Annotated in this window: 19 protein-coding genes and 1 tRNA gene; 8 read left to right on the top strand and 12 right to left on the bottom strand. The window is 35.6% G+C overall.

The annotated features are described in order from the left end of the window. Both ACIQ2X_RS03605 and ACIQ2X_RS03600 read right to left on the bottom strand, forming a co-directional pair. Nucleotides 1-619: toxin-antitoxin system YwqK family antitoxin (locus ACIQ2X_RS03605; protein WP_396177515.1), on the bottom strand; the 619-nt coding region annotated here is incomplete at its 3' end. A gap of 3 nt (nt 620-622) precedes the next feature. After that, nucleotides 623-2,302: a WG repeat-containing protein gene (locus tag ACIQ2X_RS03600; RefSeq protein WP_396177514.1), complete on the bottom strand. Its 1,680-nt coding sequence runs from the start codon at nt 2,300-2,302 to the stop codon at nt 623-625. A 234-nt stretch (nt 2,303-2,536) separates the two neighbouring features. Here ACIQ2X_RS03600 and ACIQ2X_RS03595 point away from each other — a divergent pair, with 234 nt between their 5' ends. Further along, nucleotides 2,537-3,331: a DUF3050 domain-containing protein gene (locus ACIQ2X_RS03595; protein ID WP_396177513.1), complete on the top strand. Its 795-nt coding sequence runs from the start codon at nt 2,537-2,539 to the stop codon at nt 3,329-3,331. Nucleotides 3,332-3,444: 113 nt separating this feature from the next. Here ACIQ2X_RS03595 and ACIQ2X_RS03590 read toward each other — a convergent pair whose 3' ends face one another. Further along, on the bottom strand, nt 3,445-3,876 hold the full coding sequence (locus tag ACIQ2X_RS03590) for a hypothetical protein (RefSeq protein ID WP_396177512.1): 432 nt from the start codon (nt 3,874-3,876) through the stop codon (nt 3,445-3,447). Between the two features lie 116 nt (nt 3,877-3,992). Between ACIQ2X_RS03590 and ACIQ2X_RS03585 the strand changes: the two genes are divergently transcribed. Genes ACIQ2X_RS03585 through ACIQ2X_RS03575 form a run of 3 tightly spaced genes read left to right on the top strand, consistent with a single transcriptional unit; the run spans nt 3,993 to nt 6,158 of the window. Beyond that, nucleotides 3,993-4,562: a sugar O-acetyltransferase gene (locus ACIQ2X_RS03585; protein WP_396177511.1), complete on the top strand. Its 570-nt coding sequence runs from the start codon at nt 3,993-3,995 to the stop codon at nt 4,560-4,562. 51 nt (nt 4,563-4,613) lie between these two features. Beyond that, nucleotides 4,614-5,762, top strand: coding sequence for an ATP-binding protein (locus ACIQ2X_RS03580; protein ID WP_396177510.1), 1,149 nt, complete (start codon nt 4,614-4,616; stop codon nt 5,760-5,762). Between the two features lie 6 nt (nt 5,763-5,768). After that, nucleotides 5,769-6,158 carry a DoxX family protein gene (locus tag ACIQ2X_RS03575; protein ID WP_396177509.1) on the top strand — a complete coding sequence of 130 codons (390 nt, stop codon included), beginning with the start codon at nt 5,769-5,771 and terminating at the stop codon, nt 6,156-6,158. Here the strand turns inward: ACIQ2X_RS03575 and ACIQ2X_RS03570 are convergent. The 7 genes from ACIQ2X_RS03570 to ACIQ2X_RS03540 form a co-directional block, all read right to left on the bottom strand. Continuing rightward, entirely contained in the window at nt 6,121-8,427 is a 2,307-nt protein-coding gene (locus ACIQ2X_RS03570; RefSeq protein WP_396177508.1) for a helix-turn-helix domain-containing protein, read from the bottom strand. The genes ACIQ2X_RS03575 and ACIQ2X_RS03570 overlap by 38 nt on opposite strands. 113 nt (nt 8,428-8,540) lie before the next feature. Beyond that, complete coding sequence (locus ACIQ2X_RS03565; RefSeq protein WP_396177507.1) at nt 8,541-9,125, bottom strand: OmpH family outer membrane protein; 585 nt, start codon at nt 9,123-9,125, stop codon at nt 8,541-8,543. A 240-nt stretch (nt 9,126-9,365) separates the two neighbouring features. After that, nucleotides 9,366-10,223: a class I SAM-dependent methyltransferase gene (locus ACIQ2X_RS03560; RefSeq protein WP_396177506.1), complete on the bottom strand. Its 858-nt coding sequence runs from the start codon at nt 10,221-10,223 to the stop codon at nt 9,366-9,368. After that, complete coding sequence (locus ACIQ2X_RS03555) at nt 10,213-10,704, bottom strand: hypothetical protein (protein ID WP_396177505.1); 492 nt, start codon at nt 10,702-10,704, stop codon at nt 10,213-10,215. The genes ACIQ2X_RS03560 and ACIQ2X_RS03555 overlap by 11 nt, the downstream gene beginning before the upstream one ends. Before the next feature lie 37 nt (nt 10,705-10,741). Then, nucleotides 10,742-12,613 (bottom strand): tRNA uridine-5-carboxymethylaminomethyl(34) synthesis enzyme MnmG, encoded by a 1,872-nt coding sequence (gene mnmG, locus ACIQ2X_RS03550; protein ID WP_396177504.1) that lies wholly within the window; start codon nt 12,611-12,613, stop codon nt 10,742-10,744. 88 nt (nt 12,614-12,701) lie between these two features. Next, a complete protein-coding gene (gene ybeY, locus ACIQ2X_RS03545) occupies nt 12,702-13,121 on the bottom strand; it encodes an rRNA maturation RNase YbeY (protein WP_396177503.1) in 420 nt (139 codons plus the stop codon). Next, nucleotides 13,114-16,449 (bottom strand): hypothetical protein, encoded by a 3,336-nt coding sequence (locus ACIQ2X_RS03540; protein ID WP_396177502.1) that lies wholly within the window; start codon nt 16,447-16,449, stop codon nt 13,114-13,116. Before ACIQ2X_RS03540 ends, ybeY begins: the two co-directional genes overlap by 8 nt. Nucleotides 16,450-16,791: 342 nt before the next feature. Here ACIQ2X_RS03540 and gltX point away from each other — a divergent pair, with 342 nt between their 5' ends. Next, nucleotides 16,792-18,297, top strand: coding sequence for a glutamate--tRNA ligase (gene gltX, locus ACIQ2X_RS03535; RefSeq protein WP_396177501.1), 1,506 nt, complete (start codon nt 16,792-16,794; stop codon nt 18,295-18,297). 113 nt (nt 18,298-18,410) lie between these two features. Further along, complete coding sequence (locus ACIQ2X_RS03530; protein WP_396177500.1) at nt 18,411-19,442, top strand: SPFH domain-containing protein; 1,032 nt, start codon at nt 18,411-18,413, stop codon at nt 19,440-19,442. Nucleotides 19,443-19,506: 64 nt separating this feature from the next. Here ACIQ2X_RS03530 and ACIQ2X_RS03525 read toward each other — a convergent pair whose 3' ends face one another. Continuing rightward, entirely contained in the window at nt 19,507-19,845 is a 339-nt protein-coding gene (locus ACIQ2X_RS03525) for a YtxH domain-containing protein (protein ID WP_396177499.1), read from the bottom strand. A 292-nt stretch (nt 19,846-20,137) separates the two neighbouring features. Beyond that, nucleotides 20,138-22,234, bottom strand: coding sequence for a glutamine--tRNA ligase/YqeY domain fusion protein (locus tag ACIQ2X_RS03520; protein WP_396177498.1), 2,097 nt, complete (start codon nt 22,232-22,234; stop codon nt 20,138-20,140). Between the two features lie 126 nt (nt 22,235-22,360). On the opposite strand from ACIQ2X_RS03520, the gene folB reads away from it, so the two are divergent. Next, nucleotides 22,361-22,720: a dihydroneopterin aldolase gene (folB, locus tag ACIQ2X_RS03515; protein ID WP_396177497.1), complete on the top strand. Its 360-nt coding sequence runs from the start codon at nt 22,361-22,363 to the stop codon at nt 22,718-22,720. A 125-nt stretch (nt 22,721-22,845) separates the two neighbouring features. Then, nucleotides 22,846-22,916 (top strand) — tRNA-Cys (locus ACIQ2X_RS03510). Nucleotides 22,917-23,158 lie beyond the last annotated feature (242 nt).

Below are 23,158 nucleotides of genomic sequence, written 5' to 3'. Positions count from 1 at the left end.
TGTCTTGAGAAAATCGCTTTACTTTTCCGTTTTTTAAATCGTTAGGAAAATGATAAACGGAATAATCTTCTTTTATGAGCAAATCTCCTACTAAAATATTGTTTTTATACGTACCTTCAATGCTTTGCATGCCGCGTCTTTTGATGTATAAAATGCGTTTTCCTTCTTTCAAATTGTTTTTAAAATGCGTTTCAAAACCCAATTCATTTCGTTCATTATACATTTTATAAACGCCATTGGCTTTTCCGTTTACAAAGTCGATTTCATGAAATGGATTTCCGTTTCCGTGAAAAATGGTTTTTTTGCCATTTAATAATCCGTTTTTATAATAGGCTTGAGAAAATATATTGTTGTTGACAAAAACGGCAACACTGGTTACGTCTTTTGATTCGTTTGAAATCGTATATCGTACGGTAGGAATTTTGTTATCCTTGGCTATTTTTTGAATTTCTAAAAGTGTTTTTGCGTTTTCAACTGGATTAAATTCATATTCATTGAAATAAAAATTGTCAAAATTATCCGTATCCAACTTTCGAATTTGATAAAATCCGTCTTCTGAAAAATATTGTGACGAAGCATTGAAAGCCACGAAAAGCAGTAGGTAAAAATAGTTTTTCATTTCTTAATCTTTAAAAAATTGCGTTCCATCAAATGCAGCATAACCCATAAATTCGCCCGAATCGTCTTTTAATTCAATTAGCGGAATGGTTTTAATGTTGTTTGAACTTTTATGCAAATTGGTGTTTTTGTACTCCGGATATTTTGCAATAACACCTTTGATGGGGTAATCAAAAACGGGAGCAACTATTTTAATTTCTGTACTTGTGAGATAAACCAAACCGTATTTTGAATTATTTTGAATCTGAAAAACTTTTGAACCCGAACGATAATTGTTATTCACTTCTTTTAAATCGCTAAAGTTGGCGGGTAATAAAACCGTTCCATCTGCTTGAATAACACCAAATTTATTGTCTTTCTTGATTTTAAAAAGCATTTTTCCATCATTAGCATAAAATTGAATGTATTGAAATTCGTCGTACATAAAATCTACAATCTGCTTTCTAACATTCGAATACAAACCATATTTCATTTGATTATTTTTATCTTTTTTCCCTACCAAAAAAACATTTTCTTTGATGTTGTTATTTTCTTTTACAGCAAAATTTCGTTCGTCGAGAAAGTCAAATTCAAGTTTGTTTTTCAAGTCGTTGGGTAAGATTACAATCGTTTTACCGTTTTTTTGATAACGAATATAATTCGAGAACGTATCTGTTCCGTTTTCTTTCTTGATTGTCAATGAGCTGTATGGCAATTTGATTTCGGAGGTTGGAACTTCAATACTAATTGGGGTTACTCTTTTGGTTTTATAATCCCTATTTTCAACACTTTCCAGAAATAGCTTATTGTCTTTAACGACCAAATTGTAATTTAAATTAATCTGTTTGTTTCCTGAAATATCTGAAACCTGAGGTTTTTCAGCTTCGCCAGGTGCTTCAATTGCAATATCAGAACCATAATCGCCTTCGCCCGAAACCGCCTCAACCACATGATAATCATCGCGTCCTGAATAGGAGCCGCTTTTGCTCTTGTAATTTGAATCATATCTACCACTAAAAAACTGCAAGTATTCTTCTTCTTTTAAATACCGAAAATCAGAACTGGCTTTCTTCAGCGGAATTTCTGTTCCGCCCCAACTTTCAGCAATTAAATTACTTTTTACCGACTTCTTTACCATAAAAACTATTTCGGCTCTAACACGAACATCGCTTCTCATGGTTCTGATGTAGGAAATAGAATGATAATTTTCATACAAAACTTGAAGAATTTTGTAATTGCTCAAATCCATGACAAACACACTTTCGGTCAAATTTGTGTTTAATACGTGAAATAATTTTTTGTCTTTTTCAATATTGGTTTGATAAATAATTTTGGCAAAAGGTTTTTCAAAAATTGATTTACCGCTTGGCAAGAGAATATCAACTTGGCTGCCATTATCGGTTGATTTTGTGTAAAATAGTCTGTTATCGTCGTAAATATTTGTGTGCTTTGGAGCCAAAATTTCATTTCCATCTAAGATTAAACCATATAATCCATTGAGCGTAGAAATCATATAATCATTCCCATTTTGATGTGTATTTGGAAATTCGATGGCGTCAAATTTGGGTTCAATCAGTATTTTTCCAAATGCATTACAAACGCCCCATAAATCTCCATTTCGATATGGAATTGCGATATCTTGCGCAAAAAGTGTACTTAGGTTTACTAGTAAAAAGGAAAGTAAGAATTTAATTTTAAAAGACATATTGCAAAATTTATTTTCTAAAAATACTGTAATTTTTGGAGTTTCTAGGTTTGTTGATCTTTCAGATTGTGAACAATTCACCTCGAAATTTACTAAAAAACAAATAGCAACATTACAAAATTAGAACGATTTAAACTGAAAAGACCACTTAATTATCTCGAACAAAGGTTAAAAATGACTTACATCTTTTCTTTACACCATTGAAATCCACTAATTTTGTGTAAAATTTAAAAAATGCATCCAAAAATCCAGAAAATTAATACTGTAATTGAGCCGCTACGTCAACAGATTATTCATCACAAAGTGTACGATGTAATCAACGATTTAGACGATCTAAAAATTTTTATGAATTTACATATCTATGCCGTTTGGGATTTCATGTCGTTGCTAAAGAGTTTGCAAAACCATCTTACCTGTACTTCCGTTCCTTGGTTTCCGGTGGGTGATGCGGTAACGAGGCATTTGATTAATGAAATTGTTGTGGGCGAAGAATCCGACGTCGATGGCGAGGGAATTCGGAAAAGTCATTTTGAATTGTATCTTCAAGCTATGCAGCAATGCGGGGCAAATGTGGAGCAAATGCAATTGTTCATTTCAACGCTTCAAAATTCAGGTGATTTTAAAGAAGCCTATGCAAAGGCACAAACTCCAGAAGCGGCAAAAAACTTTGTAAACTTTACTTTTGATTGCATTTCGACACAAAAACCACATCTTCAAGCAGCGGTTTTTACCTTTGGAAGAGAAGATCTAATTCCGGCAATGTTTCATTCCATCGTAAGTGACATGCATCAAAAATTTCCCGATGCGTTAAGTGTTTTCAAGTATTATTTAGAACGTCATATTGAAGTGGATGGTGATCACCACAGTAATTTGGCACTAGCAATGACTTCCAATCTCTGCGGAGACAATGACTTGTTTTGGGAAGAAGCGACTGAAGCATCTATAAAATCACTGCAAAGCAGAATTGCACTTTGGGACGGAATTTATGAAATAATCATTCAGAAAAAAGAGCTGGTTTCCAGTATCTAATTGGCTGATTAAATCAACTAAAAAAAACCGTACAAAATAAATTGTACGGTTTAAGTTCCTGGAATTAAATTAATTGGTTCTGAAATTTTACTTAGACTAATTGGTTCTGATTTTTAGTAAATGATGTATGGTTTGTTATCGCTATATCCTATTGTAAACTCATTGATCCCCTTTTGTAAATCGTAAGCTTCAATCATAATTTCGTTGATTTGTTCGGACTTCATTTTCAAATCGGTTACTTTGAGTTTTATGGTCAATCCTTGTTTCAAATTATTTTCTGTAAGTGCATGTCCTTCTGCATTTTCTTTGGCTGTAAATCCATCAATTACAGCAAAATGCTGAAAAGCATCTTCAAAACTTACTTCAACTTTCTTATGACGCCAATCCAATTTTGGACATTTTGAGAAAACCATTTGGCTTTGCGATTTGGAACCAAAATCTATTTTCTTACTGGACAAATCATGCTCATTTGTAGAGCACTCGTCTATGACAAGGATTACTAAAACACTGAAAAAAAGAAATTTAAATTTTGTAAAAAATTTCATGGTTATTACTGTTTTTTGATAGTGTAAAAATACATACCAACCTACATCCGAAAAATCCCTACAAATGGGTATTTTTGAAAGTAATATTTCACATTTAAAATTTCAATACAATTCCTATGAAGTCGGAAAAAGAGAAAATGCTATCAGGAGAAAATTACAATGCAATGGACAGCGAGCTGGTTAAAGCCCGGCTGAATGCCAAAAAAATATTGCATAAAATCAATGTTACGGAGTATTGGATGAATAAAAATACAAGGAAATTAATCGCTGAATTACTCCCAAATTCCAAAAATGTAGTGCACATCGAGCCGCCATTTCATTGCGATTACGGGTATAATATTGAATGTGGCGAAAATGTTTTTTTCAATGTCAATTGTGTAGTTTTGGATGTTGCCAAAGTAAGTATCGGTTCGAATGTGCTTTTTGGACCGGGCGTTCACTTGTACACCGCCACACATCCCTTGGACAAAATAAAACGCAGAACGGTAGAAAGTGCTAAACCCATTACTATTGGCGACGATTGCTGGATCGGCGGTCAGGTTGTGATTTGCCCAGGTATAACAATTGGTGCAGGAAGTGTTATTGGTGCGGGAAGTGTGGTTACCAAAGACATTCCTGAGGATTGTTTAGCCGTTGGCAATCCTGCTCGAGTGATTCGGAAACTGAATGGAAACCAAGAAATGTAATTTTTAGAAGAGAATAGTCTCGATTGTAACCGATTTGAATATCTTTGTCAAATGGATTTTTCAGAAATTATTGGTCAAGATCACCTCAAAAATCACCTTACTAAAACTGCTGATTCCGGCAGAATTCCGCATGCCCAACTTTTTATAGGTCCGGAAGGTTCTGGCACTTTGGCAACAGCCATTGCTTATGCTCAATACATTTTATGTAAAAATGTGGACGGCGAAAATTCCGAAGGGGTGGAAAGTTGCAACCTGAAATTCAGCAATTTAACACACCCCGATTTGCATTTTATTTATCCCACAGTTACTACTACCGATGTAAAATCCAAGCCTAAAAGTGTCGATTTTCTTGCAGATTGGCGCGAATTTGTCAAACAAAATCCGTACGGAAGTTTATTCGACTGGCTGAATTTTCTTGAAGCAGGAAACAAGCAAGGAGAAATACGCGTGGACGATGCACAGGAAATTTTAAGGTTGTTGTCACTGAAATCTTATGAAGGTGGTTATAAAATTGCAATCATTTGGATGGCAGATAAAATGAATGTTGCGGCTTCAAACAAACTTTTAAAACTGCTTGAAGAACCTACCGATAAAACCCTTTTTATATTGATTGCTGAAAATGAAGAAGATATCATTCAAACAATTTTGTCACGCTGTCAAGTGTTGCATTTTAATGGATTAAGTGAAAATAATATCGCCGAAAGATTAAGTGCTGATTTCAATATCCATGAAATAGAAGCCCGAAAAATGGCCCATAAAGCCCAAGGAAATTTCAACAAAGCACTCAAATTTATTTATGAAAATGGCGAAGATGATCTATTTGAAGAATGGTTTGTAGAATGGGTTCGGGCGGCTTTTCGGGCCAAAGGAAATGCAAGCGCCATAAGCGATTTAATCCGTTGGAGTGAAACCATCGCTGGGATTGGCCGTGAGACGCAAAAAAAGTTCTTGAATTATTGCATCGAAATGTTCCGTCAAGCCTTGCTAATCAATTATCAAACCACAAGTTTGGTGTATATGGAACCAAAAGTAGCCAATTTTAAACTCGAAAAATTTGCCCCTTTTGTGAACGGCACTAATATCGACGCTATTTTTACCGAACTTTCGGACGCCATTTACCACATCGAACGCAACGGAAACGCCAAAATTGTGCTGACCGATTTATCCATAAAACTCACCCGTTTAATTCATAAAAAATAAAAAGACATGATTACAAGTAATATCCCTTTCATTTTAGTTTTGCTCCTTTTGGCAGTCACTTTTATTCAATCGGCTTACGATAAAACGATGTACTGGCAGGATAATTTGTCGTGGCTCAAAGGTCATTTTGCCAAAACACCCATCAAAAATATGGTTCCAGCCTCATTGTTTTTAATTCTAGTTTTGGAACTGGTTTCTGGAATTTTATGTTTAGCGGGAATTCTTCAACTGATGATGAATAACCAACGAACTTTCGGGTTTTACGGTGCAATATTTAGTTGCATTACGTTGATTTTTCTACTTGTAGGTCAACGAATGGCCAAAGAGTATGCGGGTGCACAAACGATTGTAGTGTATTTTATTCCTGCGATTTTGGCGTGTTATTGGTTGAGTTAATCGATAAGAACGCTTTGTACATTCGCAATTCATCATACGAAAAAGCATCCCCGTGCTGTTCTTTCAGTGGCGTAAGCGACTCCTCGGTATAGTTTTCAAAAGCTTTTTCCAATTTTTCTAGCAATAACGAAGGTAAAACGGCTTGGATATCAATTCTTCCGGCTTCGATTAATTTGGCAATGTGAACCAAAACAGTGCCTTTGCTCAGTTTTCGAGCAGCAGCAATGGTTTCGATGGAGTTTTCTTGCACCCACATTTCATAAGTTTCTTCGACCGTATTTTTCTTTGGAATTTTCTTGTCTGATTTGGTTTTTGTGTACGAACTTTCGTCAAAATTTTCTTCTACTAATGTGCCTCTTTGTGCTTTGAAATCTTCTTTAACCGCCTGCAATATGGTTCCTTTGTAGGTTTTGATTTCATACGAAGTCAGGTTTTCTTTGACCATCAATTGACCCGAAAGTACGACTACAATCAACTTTTGGGCTTTCATCAGGCCCAAAACTGTTTTGATTTGAAAATTTTCCAGTTCGGCCAATTCAGTATAAAAACCTTTCGCTTTTTTAATCCTGATTACCTCTTCCATTTTGAACAATAAATCGTAAACCATTTGATCTAAAACCGGCATAAAATAATTGTAAGCTGCTGTAAATCGTTCCTGCAAATAGTTCAAATCGACGTTCGGTTGGTTAAAAATAAAATGCAGTTGACTGCTAAATTTTTGCGCAAGAGGCACAATTTTGTCCAAAGCATCGTACTGTTTTTTGGCCCAAAGCGCGTGCAACGATTGGGGCGACCGCGATTCATCGTTTTTATAAGAGTACAAATGATTGCGCCATTCTTGAAGTAAATTTTCCCAATCAAAGGCACTCAATAATGATTTATACAGAAATTGCTGGGTGTCGAGTTGCAGTTCTTGAGCCAGTTTTTCGTCCGAACATTTATTTTCGGCGTATTGCATCACTTCACGATCGTTGGAAAAGCCGTTCATCGTGAGCGGAGAAAGCAAAATAAGCCCTTTTAACGAACGCAATCTCGAAAGCGCCACATAGGCTTGCCCGGGCATAAAAACTTGCGATACATCAATCGCTGCTTTGTCAAAAGTCAGTCCTTGGCTTTTATGCACGGTTATTGCCCAAGCCAATTTGAGCGGAAATTGGGTAAAAGTCCCCAACACTTCCTCCTCTATTTCTTTCGAAGTTTCGTTTACGGAATACCGGATGTTTTTCCATTCGTAGCGTTCCACTTCGATTACCTTTTTTTCTTCGGGAAATTCCACCAATACTTCATTTTTAGAAACGGATTTTACCAATCCCATTTTTCCATTAAAAAAATGTTTTTCGGGAGAAGTATCGTTTTTTACAAACATGACTTGAGCCCCTTTTTTGAGTTTCAAATCGGATTCGATTGGAAAAATTTTATCTGGAAAATCATCAATAACGTCGGCTCTCAAAGTAACTTCAGTTCCTGCTAATTCGGCCAGGGCTTCCCTATTTATCACATCTACTTTGTGGTTATGTGTGGTTAACATAATATACCCTTCGTGCTTTTTCAAATCAAAATTTGGCTGGACATACTGGTTCAATAAATCCCTTTGTTGGACCGAAATAGTGTTGTTTCGCAAACTGTCTAATAATTCGATAAAAAGATCATCGTCTTGTCGGAAGATTTTAGAAAGTTCCAAATACAACGGTGGATTTTGTTGCACAATTTGAGAATGAAAGAAAAATTTTCCCGAATAATAGTTGCGCAATACGTTCCACTCTTCTTCTTTTATGACAGGCGGTAATTGCAATAAATCGCCTATATACAAAACTTGTACGCCGCCAAAAGGTATTTTCTTTTTACGAACGGATTGCATCATAAAATCCATTGCATCCAACACATCAGGCCGAAGCATACTGACTTCGTCGATAACTAATAATTCCATGTTTTGGATTACCGCTTTTTTTATACCATTCATCCTGAAATGCCGACGAAGTGTATTTTTATTTTCAAATTTCAAGTTATTTGAAAAGTCGTTTTGAAAAATCGTATCAGGAATAAAACCTCCAAAAGGCAATTGAAACATGGAATGAATTGTAACACCTCCTGCGTTTAAAGCGGCAATTCCTGTGGGTGCTACTACCACAACATTTTTGTGTGTTGTTTCAATGATTTTTTTGAGTAAGGTAGTTTTACCCGTACCTGCTTTTCCCGTTAGAAAAACGGAGCGGTTGGTTTGATTGACAAACTTTAAAACATAATCTGCGGTTGATGATACAGTATCCATTTGGTTTCGAGATAATTAGTAAAAGTACTGAGAAGAATTTTAATTTACAAGCAACTTGGAATCAAAAAAAAACCTTCCAAAAGGAAGGCTAATTTCATTATGAAACACAGTAATTATTTGGTTTCTTCATCTTTTTTAGCATCCGTTTCAGATGCTGCTTTAGAGCCTGATGCATATTTTTCATTCAATAATTTGATGACTTCTTTAGTAATATCATATTGATCTTTGGCATACAAAACGGTTGCCGCGTCTCCTGTTCCGTAGATATAATCGTAGCCTTTTTCTTTGCCGTAATTTTTGATAAAAGTTTTTACATTTTTAACCAAACTGTCCATTTCTGTGGCGCCTTCCACTTGTAATTTCTGACCTACGCTTTGAGCTGCATATTGCAAACGTTGCTGTTTTTGCGACAACTCGGCATCTTTTTGTTGTGCCCAAGCTTGACCATTGGCTTGCGCGTTTTTTTGGAAATTGGCAACTTCTGCTTTAAAATTTGCTTCTTCTACTTCGAATTTTTTGGCTTCAGCTTCGGATTTCGCTTTAAATTTAGCTTCTAAATCTTTTGCTTCTGTGTACTCTTCCATTAACTTTGCTGTATCTACATAGGCGGTTTTCATTTCTGTAGAAACAGCAGTTTGTTCTTTGTTGCAAGAAATAATTGAAACAGCTAGAGCGATAATCAAAAGGGATTTTTTCATTTTTATGAATGTAAATATTAAATGTAAGTTTGGGCGTCAAAAATAGTAAAAAAGTATGGAATTGAGAAATTTATAATTTTTCATCAAAAAAAACACTTAATAGATTTTACTTATAAATAATTCATTTTTTATAGTTTAATCACTAAGAAAACGACCTGTTTAAAATAGTTTTAAGCTAACTTCATAAAAAAGTTATGTTATTTGATGATCCCGACTTAGAAAGTGCGTCAAAAAGCCTAATTATTCTTTTTGTATGTTTTTTAGGATGTAAATGATGGAAGAATACTCAAAATTTTGCTTTGCTTTACGGTTGGACTTTAAACCGATGTAAATTGCTTTCAAGAAATTCATATAACCGTTTTTATATTTTTCAGAAAGAAGACTCACGTAAAAAGCATCCCATTTCATCGGAAGCATTTGAACCACCTCCATGTTTCTTTCCTGAAAAAGTTTAGCAATAGATTTTTTAGAGAAATGCCACAAATGTCGAGGAACGTCATAACCTGCCCAAAATCTTTTGTAATACTTGGCATCATACGAGTGAAAGTTGGGTACGGCAATGATCAATGTTCCGTTGGGTTTTAAAACGCGGTTCAACTCTATAATTTGTTCTTCTAAATCCGGAACATGTTCTAAAACGTGCCACATCGTGATGACATCAAATGCGTTATTTTCTACATTTTGAATTTGGTCGAAAAATAAAATACCTTTCGCTGCCGCTACATTTCGAGCGCCTTCATTAGGTTCGATTCCGCTAACTGTCCAAGAATTTTGTTTTGCTAAAGCGCCAAAATGACCTGTTCCCGCTCCAATATCTAATAAAGATCCTTTTTGTGGTTGAAATTGTTCGACAATTTTTAATTTATTTTTCAAGGTACGGCTTCGTACCAATTGATAAACCGTACTCAACAAACCCGACTTTTTATCTGAATGCGATATGTACTCGCTGCTTTCGTAATATTTGGGTAGATCAATAGGGTTCGGTTTTGGAAAAGTTACCAGCATCTCGTACTTTTCGTTGCAGAACAAACCAAAAGTTTCGTGTGAAACGGTATAATCCTTAACGGTTAAAAAAATATTTTTTTCTTTATCTGTCATTACTTAAATAAGCTTCTTTTAAATTTTTTAAATACTTCAAGACCCTTGTTTGGTATAAAGAGTCGTCTTTCAGACAATCTTCATTTCTGTCATTTACCGCCGAAAGCACTATAAAATCGCTTTGATTTCCCATTTTTGAAACATCTGGAATTTGTTCTTTCATAACAAAATCGGAAAGGTTGATGTATTTTTCCATTTCAGTTGCGTCGTAAACGTGCAAAGTAAATCGTTCGTCATTTATCTCAAATGGAATCTCTTTTTGATTTAAAGTTTGCAAATTATAATGGACTGCCAAGAACTGTTGGAACGGTATAATTCGTTTATTGTTTTCAAAAACAAAAGCCGTTAAACCTTTGTTACCGATAATTTCTTTAGCATTGGGAACCAAAACATAATCCGTTATCGTGTACTTTGGTTTGTGAATACCACAACTGATCAGTATCGCATAGACAACAAATAAGCTAAAATTTCTATTATTCATAAGCTTTCGCAAGGTTGTTCCACGTGAAACACTCATTTTATCGTCCCATATAAATTAGCAATACTGAAATATCACTTGGTGAAACCCCGCTGATTCGAGAAGCTTGTGAAATGGTTACGGGACGAATTTTAGATAATTTTTGCCTTGCTTCAATCGACATTGATTTGATTTTATCATAATCAAAATTATCCGGAATCTTTACATCTTCTAGTCGTGTTAGCTTGTTGGCATTATTTCGCTCTTTCTCAATATAACCGGAATATTTGACTTGAATTTCAGCTTGCTCCAAAATTTCCTGATCTACATTTGCGTTAGCAACATATTCTTTAACTTTATCGAATTGCATTACATCTTCCAAATCAACTTGCGGTCTCGAGAATATTTTAAACATTTTATCCGATTGCGAAACAGGTGCACTTCCCTTTGCTTCCAACATCGGATTCGCTTCGGCAACAGAAACACTCGTTTCTTTAAAAAAATCTACTAATTTTTGTGCTTCATTAAACTTGTGCTCCATTCTACGAAGACGTTTTTCAGAGGCCAAACCAATTTCAAAACCTTTTGGCGTGAGTCGTTCATCAGCATTGTCCTGACGCAACAGCGTCCGGTATTCCGCTCGAGAGGTAAACATTCGGTAGGGCTCTTCGGTTCCTTTGGTAATTAAATCGTCAATTAAAACTCCGATATAAGCTTCATCACGTTTTAATATCAAAGGCTCTTTTTCTCGCACTTTTAAATGCGCGTTAATTCCAGCCATTAGTCCTTGCGAAGCCGCTTCTTCATAACCTGTTGTACCGTTAATTTGACCTGCAAAATACAAGCCTTCTACCAACTTGGTTTCGAGTGTGTGCTTCAATTGTGTGGGTGGAAAATAATCGTATTCGATGGCATAACCGGGACGGAAAAACTTTACATTTTCAAAACCCACAACCGATTTCAGTGCTTTATACTGGATATCTTCTGGTAAAGAAGTTGAAAAGCCATTTACATAAACTTCGCACGTATCCCAACCTTCGGGTTCAATAAACAATTGGTGCCGTTCTTTATCAGCAAAACGATTGATTTTATCTTCAATCGACGGACAATATCTTGGCCCCAAACTTTGAATACGACCGTTAAACATTGGCGAACGATCAAATCCTTCTCTCAAAATATCATGTACATTTAAAGAGGTATAAGTCATGTAGCACGAGCGTTGATGAATCAACGGTTTTGTTTCGTCAGAATAAGAGAATTTATCAGGTTTTGCATCACCCAATTCTTCGTTCATTTTAGAATAATCCAACGAACGTCCATCTACACGAGGCGGCGTTCCGGTTTTCATTCTTCCGGCTTCAAAACCTACTTTTACTAAATCTTCTGTAATTCCGAACGAGGCACTCTCTCCTGCTCTACCACCGCCAAACTGTTTTTCACCGATATGAATCAATCCGTTTAAGAATGTTCCATTGGTTAGGACAACCGATTTTGACTTAATTTCTACTCCTAAAGAAGTTCGAATTCCTTTGACAACACCGTTTTCAATAATCAAACCTTTTACCATTTCTTGATAAAAGTCTAAATTAGGGGTTCGTTCCAACATCAAACGCCACTCTTCGGCAAACCGCATACGATCGCTTTGTACTCTTGGCGACCACATTGCAGGGCCTTTGGACTTGTTCAACATCTTGAACTGAATGGCTGTTTTGTCGGAAACAATTCCCGAATATCCACCAAGCGCGTCAATTTCGCGCACAATTTGGCCTTTTGCAATTCCTCCCATTGCAGGATTGCAAGACATTTGAGCTATGTTTTGCAAACTCATCGTTACCAACAAAGTTTTTGAACCCAGGTTTGCAGCTGCTGCTGCAGCTTCAGAACCTGCATGGCCCGCACCCACCACAATTACATCATAAATATCTTCAAACATCTTTATCTCTTTCCTATTTACTTCGTGTTATTTTGATTTATCGATTGTTCCACGTGGAACAATCCAACAAAAATAGCAATCGAATATTTTATTGTTCCACGTGGAACATACTAATTTTTTCCTCTTCTTTTAAACGCATCAAGCGTTCATCCTCGATAGTCTTATCCTTGTAACCACAATAATGTAAAACGCCGTGAATAATCACTCTCTTAATTTCTTGTGCAAATGTTACCTCAAAATCCTTTGCGTTTTCAGCAACACGTTCTACAGAGATAAAAACATCGCCGTGTAGTTCATTTCCCAACGAGTAGTCGAAACTTATGACATCGGTTAGGGTGTCGTGATCTAAATATTCGACATTCAGTTTATGCAAATATTCATCGTCACAAAAAATAAAATTGATTTCGCCTTCCTTCTTGTCTTCGGACAAAATGACCTGAGAAATCCAATCGCTAAAAGCAGATTCATTGCCCAGATTAAAAACGGTTTCGTAGTTAAAACTAATCATTTACGTTAAAATATTCTTTAACCTTTTGGTTAAAATTGGAGCGCAAAGGTAAGCTTTGTCGGTTTAATATTTCGATGCTGTTTAAATATTCTTTTAAAGCAGGAGTTAAAGCTCCTTTGGAACCGTCGAATTCATTTTTTCTGGTTTCAGCTTGACGTTTTTCCTCTTCACCTTGCTGCTGCAACGCCTTTTCCAACTTGAGCAATTCATAGTTCAGATTTAAAACCTTTTCTAAAGTTTGATTTTTAAATCCTTGATTCAACAACTGCTTTTCGATGTCTTTCATTTTATCCAAAGCGTTTTGACCACTACCAGACATTCCTTTTTTATTTAACTCGTTTTGCAATGCTTCTCTCAATTGGCGCTGCTCTTTATAAATTTCCATAATTGCTTTGGCATTGCCTTCTCCATCAGTACCTCCATCTCCTTCTTTTCCATTATTACCAGACTGACCCGGCTTTTGACCCGACTTCTGCCCTTGATCGCCTTCCTTTCCTTCACCCTCTTTTTTTCCGCTTTCTTTACCTTTTTTCATACCCTCTTTCATCTTTTCACCAAGGCCTTTTTGCTTCATCATAATATCTGGTAATTGCATTTCGCCTTTACCTGAACTAGGTTTTGGCTTGCCTTGTCCGGAACCAGACAATGACATTTGCATACTATTCAGAATAGTACTCAACATATCGGCTAATCTATTTGCAGACGAAATAGTGTACTGTTGGTGAGAGCTTCCTTTAGATATATTGGATTCTACCAAATTTTCCAGTGCTTTTTCGATATTATAAAACACATTGCCAATCTCTTTGGTGATTGGCTCATTAAGCATCGGATTTCGCAACGATAATGCAAATAAACTATCATCCACGTGTTGAAACTGCAAACGCAAATCTTGTTGGATTTTCAGGTTTTTATTAAAAGCAGGTGCTCCACGTTTAAGATTCTTAACACGATACAATAATTCTTCTTGAGAGAATGAAAAAGCCAATAAATTATCCATCACTTGACGCAACATCGCAACGTCCTCTTCTAATTGTTCTTTGTCTCCATCTGCCATACTTTCTTCCATAGCACCCGACATTTCTTTCATTTTCTTAGCAGCACTTTTTTGCTTTGGTTTTGCGTCCTTTTTCTTGTCTTTTTGTAGTTCTTCTTTGGCTTTTTCTAAATCTTTTTCGATGTTATTTTCCTGTTCTTTGTCCATCGGAATTTCCATCGGAGATTTCAATTCATTATTTTCTTTATCCAACTCTTTCAAGTCTTCTTGAATGGCATCAAACTCCTTATTAATCTTGTCTTGGTTTTCAGCATTATTTTTGTCTGTTTCATCAGAAAGTTTTTCCTGTTTATCCGAGAGCTCTTCAAGTTTATCGGCAATTTGCTCGGCTTTCTTTTCGACATAAAAACGCTTTGTCAACTCCACCAATTGTTCCAATGTCTTTGATTGATTTTTACTAACTTGCTTAAATTGTTCCATTTTTTCAAACAATTCTTCTTGTTGAATTTTATCATTTAACTTTTGTAATTCATCCAAAAGCTTTTGATTTTTATCTAGTTCTTTTTGACTTTCTTCCAGTCGCTTTTGCAATGCTTCCTTAAACTCGTCGTTTTTTTCTGTTTTTATCTTGTCGAGGTTCTCATCCATTTTTTTGGTAAATTGCTTCATCATTTCGTCTTGTTGTTTTTGACGTTTGATGAAATCATCTACTTTTTGCTGGTCTTTAAATTCAAGGGAACTTTTTTCTTTATTGGATTTTTGCAATTTATCCAATTCCGAAAGTTGCTTGTCTTGCGTTTTGAGTGATTTTTGCAAACCGTTAATATTGCTGTTTTGTTCTTGCATCAAATCGTCTTGTTTTTCTTGAATGGTTTGAATCCGTTCTGAAAAGACCGATGACTTCGTACTTTTAAAATTATGCAAAACGTCATTGTCAAAAACTTCAAAATAGTATTCGTAAGCGACTCCTTCTTGAACAGTTAAACTTCCGGGAAAACTAAAAACAAATTGATGAAAAACATCGCGTTTAACGGCAAGTTCCTTTTTGAAAACTCTATTTTTATCGGATGAGGGATAATAAACAATTTGCAACTTGGACAAACCGTAATCATCAGAAACTTGTCCTACAAAAACTTTTTCTTCGAGATTTAAACTGTCTGGAACACTATTTACAGTGATTACCGGAAATTGATCTTTAATTACACCAATTTGGTAATTCAATTTCTCAAAGCGTTGCACGTTCTTGTTAGAGGTAACAATTTGATAATCTGTATTTTGATTGATGGTTTTACTCCAATTAAAAATATTTTTACCAGAAAAAATGGTACTTTTTGTCTTAAAATCAGTCCATTCGAGTTGGTCGGTGGATTGGGTACTCATTTTCCACGTAATTTTTGAGCCTTCTGGCACAATCGCATTACCGCTTCCAATGATCAATTCCGATTTACGGTTTAAGTAACTAGGAAATTGAACGACCATTTCGAAGTTGGCAATCTTAGGAACTTCCACTACTTTTAATTCAAAATCTGGAGAAGATACTTTGTTAGCTTCCACTCGAAACACCAGATCTTTTTGCGGTTTGGAAAAGGTAAATTCAAAAACTCCTGTTTTCGAACTTTCCATAAAATAACTTTCGTCGTTCACAAAAACCATCGCCCTTTCTGGTACTACATTTCCAACGGCTTTAACTTGAACTATAAAATCAGTTCCTTCCTGCGTTTGCAAATTATCGTTTAAAATAATGAATTCGAAAGGAGCTGGAGGAACAAACTGCTCTTTGTAGTTAACCACTCGGTTCAAACTTTGACTGATGATCTTGCTGTTTCCAGAAATATAGAAAAAGGCAAAAAACAAGATTGGTAAAAGTGCTAGAGGAATGTATTTGCGATTGCCTTTAAAACTTACTGCATTTTGAAAAGGAATGGGTTGTAGTGAATTTGCTTTTTGTTCGATTGAAGCAATCAATAATTCAGACGCGTTGGGGTCATTGGAAAGTTGCAAGAAATTGGTCAACTTATCGCTTACTTCACCAAAATGATTTCCGATAATTACGGAAGCTTGTGAGTAACCGATTCCTTTTTTTATTTTAAACAATTGAAAAATGGGAAACAAAATATATTTAACTATCAACAGCGCTTCCACAGCAACAAACGTCCAAAATAAAATCGTCCGTCCAAGCGGTTTGAGCCACAGAAAATACTCGATAAATAGCGTAAAAAGCAGGTACAGCAATCCCAATCCCAGAAAAAACAAAGTTCCTTTTAGGAGTTCGTTAGTATAAAATTTTCGGATAAATGCTTCTAGTTTTTGATAAATCAATGCTTTATTTTCCAAATTTCAGTGCTTTTAAATAATAACCGATAAATGTAGGAATTTATCTAGACATCAAATGTTAAAAAATGTTAGCGAAAATAAGTGTTTTTTGTCAAGAAAACTCCGCGGCATTTAGAACACTGTTGGGGTTGTGAACCTACAAAAATATCATCTTCACCGCTTACTCGCGTGAAGGATATAAACGGAGCTCTCCCGATTTTTCATCGGGAAGCGGGAGTGGTAGCCTGACCCGACTGGTTTAAAACGAAAGTGTTGCGTTAGGAACGAAATGGAGGGGCACGCCCAAAAAAGGGAAACAAAAATTCTATTTGAAAACGTATCTTTGTCAAAAATCTATAGAAAATGTCTAAACAAGTTCGCGTGCGTTTTGCACCAAGTCCGACGGGACCATTACACATTGGCGGCGTGAGAACCGCATTGTTCAATTATTTGTTTGCCAAAAAACACGGGGGAACGTTCTTTTTACGAATTGAAGACACCGATCAAAACCGATTTGTACCAGGAGCGGAAGCCTATATTTTGGAAGCCTTGGAATGGTTGGGAATTTCTCCGGATGAAACGGTGGGAAAGAACGAAAAATTTGGCCCTTATCGTCAAAGCGAACGTAAACATTTGTACCAGAGTTATGCCGAAGATTTGGTTGCGAAAGGTTGGGCTTACTATGCATTTGACTCGGCTGAAGATTTGGATCAACTGCGAAAAAACACAGAAGAACGTGGCGAAACGTTTATTTACAACCATACGATTCGCGAACAATTGGACAATTCACTAACAGTAGATGCTGCAAAAGTTTCGGAACGAATTGGCAACGGAGCCGATTATGTCATTCGGTTTAAAACACCTGTCGATGAAATTTTAGAACTGAAAGACATTATTCGTGGAGATATAAAATTTGATTCCAATTTGCTGGACGACAAAGTTTTGTTTAAGAGCGACGGAATGCCAACTTATCATTTGGCCAATATTGTCGACGATCACTTGATGGAAACCACGCACGTGATTCGAGGCGAAGAATGGTTGCCTTCCCTCCCGCTCCACTTTTTGTTGTACAAGGCTTTTGGTTGGGAAGCTCCAGAATTTGCGCATTTGCCATTGATTTTAAAACCTGTTGGAAACGGAAAATTATCCAAACGCGATGGCGATAAACTAGGTTTTCCTGTATTTCCATTGGAATGGAAAACGTCTGAAAGCATTTCGTCAGGTTACAGAGAAAAAGGATTCTTTCCTGAAGCTGTAGTCAATTTTTTAGCCTTATTGGGTTGGAATGACGGTACGGAAAAAGAGATCTATTCATTAGAAGAGTTGGTGGAAAGCTTTGAATTAACTAGAGTACATAAAGCTGGAGCCAAATTTGATCCAGACAAAAACAAATGGTTCAACCACCAATATTTGATTTTACAATCTGATGAGGATTTAGCTAAAGCTTTTGCACCCTTTTTATACGAAAAAGGTATTGCAATTGATTATTCTACGTTGGTGAAAATTGTTTCTTCCATTAAAGACCGAGCAAATTTTGTAGAAGAATTCTGGGAATTGGGCGATTTTTACTTTCAAGCACCAACCTCTTATGATGAAAAAGCGGCAAAAAATTGGAAAGAAGAAACGCCGATGTTGATGCAAAACGTGGCTGATCTATTAAATGAAATAGAAGATTTTAATTCTTTAGTCATTGAAACCACGATTAAAGCCTGGATGGCTGAATTTGAAATTGGTATGGGAAAAGTGATGCAGCCGCTCCGTTTGAGTGTTGTGGGCGCTTTAAAAGGACCGCATTTGTTTGATATTATAGAAATTATTGGTAAGGAAGAAACAATTAGGCGAATTGAAAAAGCGATTGCAACCTTATAAATTAAAAGAATCCTTTTAGAAGTAAAATTTTAAAAGGATTTTTTGTTGAAAATATATTGTAACTTTCCAATTATTACTTCGTCTAATATTTAAACAATTAAAACCCAACAACAATGGATGTATTTTTTTATGTCATTCTCGTAATAGGCTTGTTCCTATTTCTTTCTTCTTTTTTTACCGTTAAACAACAAACGGCCGTTATCATTGAACGATTCGGGAAATTCTTGAGTGTTCGAAATTCGGGTTTGCAACTTAAAATTCCGGTGGTGGATCGCATTGCAGGTCGTGTGAATTTGAAAATCCAGCAATTGGATGTTATTATTGAAACCAAAACCAAAGACAACGTTTTTGTGAAAATGAAAGTTTCGGTTCAGTTTAAAGTAATTCAAGACAAAGTGTACGATGCTTTTTACAAATTGGAATACCCACACGATCAGATTACTGCTTATGTTTTTGACGTAGTTCGTGCCGAAGTTCCCAAGTTGAAATTGGATGATGTTTTCGAAAGAAAAGATGATATTGCCATTGCGGTAAAACGTGAGTTGAATGAAGCCATGACGACTTATGGTTACGACATCATCAACACTTTAGTAACTGATATTGATCCAGATATTCAAGTGAAAAACGCGATGAATAGAATTAATGCTGCCGACCGCGAAAAAACCGCTGCCGAATTTGAAGCAGAAAGTTCTCGAATTCGAATTGTAGCCAAAGCCAAAGCAGAGGCCGAAAGTAAGCGTTTACAAGGTCAAGGTATTGCCGATCAACGTCGTGAGATTGCCCGTGGATTGGTAGAAAGTGTGGATGTACTGAACAAAGTAGGAATCAATTCGCAAGAAGCTTCGGCATTGATTGTGGTAACACAACATTACGATACGTTGCAAGCGATTGGTGCTGATACGAATTCCAACTTGATTTTGCTTCCGAATTCGCCACAGGCGGGAAGTGACATGTTGAACAATATGGTGGCATCTTTTTCGGCATCTAATCAAATAGGAGAAGCGATGAAAGAAGGAAACAGAACACGTATTGCTAATAAAAAGAAAGAGAAAAAAGCAGAAGAATTTAAACCATCGGAAGATTATCAAAACTTAAAAGATACTGAACTTCCAGAAGATGAAGACAGTTATGATTCAAGAAAATAATTTATTAAACTAAAAAAGAGGCTTTACAGCCTCTTTTTATTTGAATTAATAATTCCTAAAACAATTAGTTTTTTGGAGATGCATTGTGAGCTGCGTTTTTCAACTCTTGTAATTTTCGTTCTAATTTGGCAATCACTTCTTCTGACTTGTCGTCTGCATTGTGTATCAAATCGTCAAAGCCTTTTTCTAAATCAACTTTGGTTTTGGCAAATTTAGATTTAACCGTTTCGGTCAATTCTCCAAATTTATTTACTAGATCATTTTTTTGATCATCATATTTCTCTTTAATTTTACCTCTTGTTTTTTCTCCTTTATCTGGAGCAAATAAAATTCCTAATCCCGCTCCGATTGCAGCACCTGCTAAAAGGGCTAAAACTGTAGTTCCATTATCTCTGTTGGCCATAGCGTTTATGTATTAAATTAATTTTTATTAAAGTTACGAACAAATTTCTTTTCTGTTGTTAACAAGCCGTTAAAGTAGTCCTATTTAATTACTAAAATGCAATTAACGCGATATCCGATACAAATTCTAGAAATATGAAGAATGAGCCAACTAATTTGTAAAAATGGATTAAAAAGCTTTAAATAAAGTTAATTTTGATAGTAAAAAATGATACAATTCGAATTTTAATAGAAAATACTAATTATAAAAAAAGCCTACAAAATGCAGGCTTTTCATTGATAAAATCTATTTTTTAAAATAATTCTGAAATACCAGATTTAACTTCTTCGTTTTTTTCAGTTGCCATCATTTCTTGTAATTGATTTTTGAAGAAAGATAAATTTTCAACATCTTGCTTTAAAAGTTGAATCGTTTCTAATCTAACAAATGGCGATTCACTTTTCAAAGACATGCTGTATAATTTTTGCAAAGCTTCAGTTTCTACGTCAGAAATATTGATGGCTTTTGAATATTTCAAAACCCAATTGGCAAACAAAAGCGAACTTTTATTGTTGTTGGTGTTTTTTCTAATCGCATTTTGCAGCAAACTAAAATCAGAAATGCTTTCTATATTTTGAGCAATCGCTTTTTCAATAACTCTTCGATCTTCAAATTCTACTTTGAAATATTTATTAATGTCTTTCAATGAATTGTTGATGGCGTTTTCTTCTTTCTTACCTTTTTCTTCCCAAGCGTCTTTGAGTCCAACGGTTTTATTGAAAACCAAATGTTCAGTAGTCGAATCTTTATCTACCGTAAAATATCCCAAACGCTGAAACTGAAATTTATCCTCTGCTTGAGCTGTTAACAAACTTGGTTCTACAAATCCTGTAATCACTTTTAGCGAATCCGGATTCACAAATTCAAGGAAATCTTTCTCTTTGTGTCCGTCCGGCGTTTCATCAGTAAACAAACGGTCGTAAAGTCTAATTTCAGCAGGAATGGCGTATTTAATGTCCACCCAATGCAAGGTTCCAGCCACTTTCCGTTGACTGGCTTCTGTCCCACTTCCACTTAAACTGTTGGTATCGAATGTCGCTTGAATTTCAGTAATATTTCCATCCGCATCTTTTGTGACACTTTCTCCTTTAATGATGTAGGCATTTTTTAAACGCACTTCTTTGCCCAAAGACAATCGGAAAAATTTGTTGGGTGCTTCCTCCATAAAATCTTCTCTTTCGATAAAAATTTCGCGCGAAAACGGCACTTTTCTAAAGCCTGCACTTTCGTCTTCTTGGTTGTTTTCGGCTTCCAACCATTCCACTTTACCTTCAGGATAGTTTGAAATTACAACTTTTATTGGATCCAAAACAGCCATTACTCGAGGAGCAGTTTTATTTAAATCTTCGCGAATGCAAAATTCCAAAACAGAAACATTTATTAAATTTTCTCTTTTGGCAATACCAATAGTTTTGGTAAAATTGCGCAAAGAAACAGGTGTATAACCGCGTCTTCTCAAGCCTGAAATTGTGGGCATTCGTGGATCATCCCAACCTGTTACATGATTTTCTGTAACCAATTGCAGCAATTTTCTTTTACTTACAATGGTGTGTGATAAATTTCGTCGTGCAAACTCTCTTTGTTTAGGTCTCACTAAACTTGGATCATACACTTGGTCTAGAAACCAGTCGTACAATTCACGGTGAGGTAAAAATTCAAGGGTACAAAACGAATGCGAAATTTGCTCGATATAATCACTTTCGCCATGAGCCCAATCGTACATCGGATAAATGCACCACTTCTCCCCTGTTCTGTGATGGCTTTTATGAATAACCCTATAAATTATCGGATCACGCATCAACATATTTGTAGCTTTCATGTCTATTTTAGCTCTTAAAATATGTTTTCCTTCAGGAAATTCGCCATTTTTCATTCTTTCGAATAAATCCAAATTTTCTTCAACAGAACGATTTCTGAAAGGACCGTCAATTCCTGGAGTAGTAGGCGTTCCTTTTTGAGCTGCCATTTCTTCCGAGGACTGACTATCAACATAGGCTTTATCGGATTTAATCAACATCACAGCCCAATCGTACAGTTCCTGAAAATAATCCGATGCATACCGTTCTTCGGTCCATTGATATCCCAACCATTCGACATCGCGTTTGATGGCGTCCACGTATTCTTGTTCTTCTTTAGCAGGATTGGTATCGTCAAAACGTAAATTTACAGGTGCTTGATAATCAATACCTAAACCAAAATTTAAGGCAATGGCACTTGCGTGACCTAAATGCAAATAGCCGTTGGGTTCAGGTGGAAAACGAAAACGCAATTTATCTTTCGATAAACCGTTTTTTAAATCTTCTTCTATAATTTGTTCAATGAAATTCAATGATTTCTCTTCTGTTGACATACTTCAAATTTATGTTTGGACAAAGATAGAAATGTTTAAAGTTTAAAGTTTAAAGTTTGCTGAAAAATCGTTTAAAACGTCTTAACTTTGAATTTGAAAGAACAAAAATTAGATAATTGAAATAAAATGGGTACAATAAAATTGCAAAACATCCGCGTTTATACCAATCACGGTTGCTTAATTGAGGAAGAAAAAATTGGTTCGGATTACATTGTAGATTTAGAAATAAAAACAGATTTACGTAAATCATCGGAAACAGACGATTTGAATGATACTGTGGATTATGTTCATTTAAACCGAATAGTTGTGGAAGAAATGGCGATTCGTTCGAAACTTTTAGAGCATGTCGCCCACCGAATTATCAAACGAATTTTTGATGAAATTCCTTCGGTTTCTAGGATTTTGTTGGCCGTTTCAAAAATAAATCCTCCAATTGGTGGTGATGTAGAACGAGTTACTATTGAAATGGAGGAATATCGAAGTTAAAGGACTAAAAGATTGAAAGACTAAAAGATTGAAAGATAGAAGGATTACATTTTAATAATTTTTTTTAATCTTTAAATTTTTAAAGACTGAAGATTTTAATTACATTTGCAATCCGTTTAATTAATGGCGTCGTGGCCGAGTGGCTAGGCTGGGCTCTGCAAAAGCTCCTACTCCGGTTCGAATCCGGACGATGCCTCACTAAGAGATACAGAAATGTATCTCTTTTTTTTTGTTTAATTTTTAGAAAAAATTAGATAAAGATAAAGTTCGAATCCGGACGATGCCTCACTAAGAGATACAGAAATGTATCTCTTTTTTTTGTTTAATTTTTAGAAAAAATTAGATAAAGATAAAGTTCGAATCCGGACGATGCCTCACTAAGAGATACAGAAATGTATCTCTTTTTTTTTGTTTAATTTTTAGAAAAAATTAGATAAA

Origin of the sequence: Flavobacterium sp., assembly GCF_044368625.1 — a bacterium.
Taxonomy (GTDB): Bacteria; Bacteroidota; Bacteroidia; order Flavobacteriales; family Flavobacteriaceae; genus Flavobacterium.
This window is presented reverse-complemented; position numbering and strand designations above follow the sequence as displayed.